Below are 1,834 nucleotides of genomic sequence, written 5' to 3'. Positions count from 1 at the left end.
TCACCATCATCGTTGAACCGCCCGGTGCGGACCCGCATGCCGGGTGCTGTGGGGAGGGTTGGAGAAAGACCAGCCCTTACCCGATTTAGGTGCATTTTCTGGGTCACTGTGTGGAAGCCTCTGTAGTAAAAAGCTCTAAGAGGCTGTTTTAAAACTACTTAAGCCTTCTTAGCATTATGCGAATCATGCATATATAAACGAAGGCTTCTGAACTCCTTGGCAGCTGTTCATAGTCTTTAGATAAACGTCTGGATCCTTCAAACCAGCCAAAGGTTCTCTCCACAACCCAGCGCCTGGCTTGAACGACAAACTTTCCCGTGGGCGTTTTGTGATTTCAAGCTCCCTTTTGGGTTTGAAGCGATAAAACCACTCTTCAAGGTAACCCCGGTAGCCACAATCAGCCCAGACTTTCCGGATGTTTTTAAAGTATTTCTTAAGGTGAGCCAGCATGAATTGACCTGCAAAACTATCACTAAATGCGGCTGCGTGTACCCATACCACCAGAATCAGGCCAAGAGTATCAACAGCTATATGACGTTTTCTACCTTTTATTTTCTTCCCGCCATCATAGCCTCGCCCCCTCCTTTTACCGAGGTTTTCACGGATTGGGAGTCAATGCTTGCTGCTGTTGGTTGTGGCTCTTTGCCCGCCTGAATTCGCACCTGGTCACGAAGAGCATCATGCACCTTCTTCCATGTGCCATCTTGTTTCCAGATTCGGAAATAGGTGTAGACAGTACTCCATGGTGGAAAGTCAGAAGGCAGCATTCGCCACTGACAGCCTGTTTTAGTGAGATAGAATATGGCATTCAATATCAGACGATAACTCCAGTCACGTGGTCGCCCATTTTTTGGAGTATCATAGCCAGGGTCAGGGAATAGAGGCTTGAGGATTGCCCACTCGTCATTGGTCAGGTCGGATGGATACATAATTATCCTCCTTAAACTAATCAGATACTGTAGTTATAGACGACGTTGAGTTTTTTATCCTGAGTTAATGGTCAGTAACTTTTACAACAGTCTCTAAACTTTTCGAAATGGGAACTTTTTTAAAACCTTATTTTCAAAGGGATATTGCACCTCATATTGGTGTAATGGAATTATCCCCAATAGTAAAGGTTAAAAAAATGTTACCTACAAATCATATTCATACTGGTTCAAAGATTATACCCCAGATAAATAACAAGACTCTAGAAAGCGATAGAGACTCAGATAAAGTTGCTACGCAGTCTGAAATAAAAAAAGCCGATTCTTATTCATCCCAGGATCACGACAATAAACCAATTACTCAACGCAGTGTAAACTTTTCAGAAAGAAATTCACCATTTAAAAGCAATGATGTATACACAGCTGACTCAGCTAAATCTCATAGCACATTAAGTGTTGATGATAAGCTAAAGAAAAATGCAGAAGCATATGAGGCTACTTTCCATGCAAAAATTGATTATTCATCTCCTAAGGATATAGATATATTGAAAAAAATGGAAGTTAGCGAAACTGAGATTGCTCTGGTAGGGATCACAAAAGAAGGTAATAACCCTATAAAAATTGTATTAGCTATGGCCGATGATAGAGGATACTTTACTTCTCAACAAGGTAAAGAATTTCAACTTTCTCAGTAGTTCAAGAACATAAAAGCATCAGTTTAATTTGACCTATATTTGCGGTTACTCAGTGTGACCGCACTCTCTGCACCTAACGCTTGCATAAGCGGCGGCGCGTCTAGCGCCGTCCGCTGGATGCTCCAGGGCGGTAGCATGAGGTGCACATATGTACTATTAACATACCTCCGGTATAGCCAGAGGTACGACAATGGCCAACTACACACCAATGGT

Annotated in this window: 1 protein-coding gene and 1 pseudogene; one reads left to right on the top strand and one right to left on the bottom strand. The window is 42.5% G+C overall.

Annotated features, from left to right (window positions below; genetic code table 11):
- Nucleotides 1–154: 154 nt before the first annotated feature.
- A pseudogene (locus tag ACO6UY_RS24595) lies at nucleotides 155–929 on the bottom strand (IS5 family transposase).
- Between the two features lie 107 nt (nucleotides 930–1,036).
- Here ACO6UY_RS24595 and ACO6UY_RS24590 point away from each other — a divergent pair.
- Nucleotides 1,037–1,621: a hypothetical protein gene (locus ACO6UY_RS24590; RefSeq protein WP_422491681.1), complete on the top strand. Its 585-nt coding sequence runs from the start codon at nucleotides 1,037–1,039 to the stop codon at nucleotides 1,619–1,621.
- The last annotated feature ends 213 nt before the right edge of the window (nucleotides 1,622–1,834 follow it).

Origin of the sequence: Endozoicomonas sp. ALE010, assembly GCF_049310165.1 — a bacterium.
In the GTDB taxonomy this organism is placed as follows: Bacteria; Pseudomonadota; Gammaproteobacteria; order Pseudomonadales; family Endozoicomonadaceae; genus Endozoicomonas.
This window is presented reverse-complemented; position numbering and strand designations above follow the sequence as displayed.

Excerpts from the sequence above, each read along its gene's own strand:
- ACO6UY_RS24590 (WP_422491681.1), top strand. The coding sequence starts at position 1,037 with ATGGGAACTTTTTTAAAACCTTATTTTCAAAGGGATATTGCACCTCAT.